General features: G+C 71.5%; 1 protein-coding gene. It reads left to right on the forward strand.

Annotated features, from left to right (window positions below; genetic code table 11):
- Positions 1-236 precede the first annotated feature (236 nt).
- The gene (locus tag G6022_RS06055) at positions 237-1,193 is read left to right on the forward strand and encodes a hypothetical protein (RefSeq protein WP_179523196.1); all 957 of its coding nucleotides are present in this window, start codon (positions 237-239) and stop codon (positions 1,191-1,193) included.
- The last annotated feature ends 182 nt before the right edge of the window (positions 1,194-1,375 follow it).

Genomic DNA, 1,375 nt, shown 5'->3' on the forward strand with positions numbered 1-1,375 from the left:
GCCGGCGGGCGCCTGTGCCGCCTGCCACCGGAGCGGTCCGTCGACCCATCCCGGAAGCCCGGCCCCGCAGTCGCTCAGCCCGGCCCCGCAGTCGCTCAGCCCGGCCCTGCAGTCGCTCAGCCCGGCCCTGCAGTTGCGGCAACGGTCTCCACACCCCGCGCCCCCTCCACAGCCGGGACGGATCACGCGGTCCGACGCCGCAGAAGCCGGGCCGGCGGGGCCGATACTGCGTGTCCATGAGCACAGACCGACCTCGCCCACCCGTCATCACCTCGTCCGAACTACTCGCCCGGGGTTACAGCCGCCGAGCGCGGGAGCACGCAGAGCGCACCGGACAGCTCTACCGTCTCCGTCACGGTGTCTACGTGCCCGCCGCCGACCTGCCCACCGGTCCCGACGAGGCCGAAGCCATCCTCGAGATGCGCTCGCGCGCCTCTGCGAGGTTCATCAGCCCCGGCACGGTGATGTCGCATACTTCCGCGCTCGTGCTGCACGGTCTGCCCGCCCAGGATCTGGACACCCGGCGGGTCACCACGACCAGGCACCGGCCGGGCAGCGGGAGCAGGCGGGGCGAGAGCGCGATCTGCCACAGTCTGGATCTCGGTGACGCCGTGACGGAACTCGATGGCATCCCGGTCACGACTCCGGCGCGGACGATCGTCGACGTGGCGCGGACGAGCCCGTTCACCGGTGCTGTCTGCGCTGCCGACCAGGCCCTGCGTCACTCTCTGTGCACCAGGGCCGAACTGGCGGCCGAACTCGACGCCGCCGCCGGGAGAGTCGGCATCGCGCGGGCCCGCGCGGTGGTGGCATTCGCGGACCCGGGTGCCCACTCGGTGCTCGAGTCACTGAGCCGGGTCGCCATCACCCGCGCTGGCCTCCCCATGCCCCGGCTCCAGCACGAGTTCGTCCTCCCGGACGGGTCGCGGACCTTCGTCGACATGTACTGGAAGGAATGGGGACTCGTCGGTGAGGCGGACGGGTCGGGGAAGTACGGGATCGACGACGGCGAGGCGGGCGTCCGCCGGAAGCTACGCAATGAGAAGAATCGCCAGAACGAGATCGAAGCGCTGGGCAACATCTTCAGGAGATGGCAATGGGAGGACTACCGGCGTGGCCGGATCGTGCCCCTCATCCGCGAGGCGATGAGACTTCAGGAGTCACTCGGCCGGGGGCCGCGCCGCGTGGCCTGAGGGCGGTTGCGGAATGCCTACCGTCGCCCACTCGGGAAGGATCGCCGGCCACGACACTCGCCAGTCCGTGCAGCCGCTGATGCGCCTGGCGTCTCGCGCACGCGTCTGGCGTCTTGCTCGCGCGCGTGTCCACCTCCTCCGCAGCCGCCCGCCGCGAGGGCGTCCCGCCTGCGCATCGGTGT

It is taken from the genome of Dietzia sp. Cai40 (genome assembly GCF_014145165.1).
Lineage (GTDB): Bacteria > Actinomycetota > Actinomycetes > Mycobacteriales > Mycobacteriaceae > Dietzia > Dietzia natronolimnaea.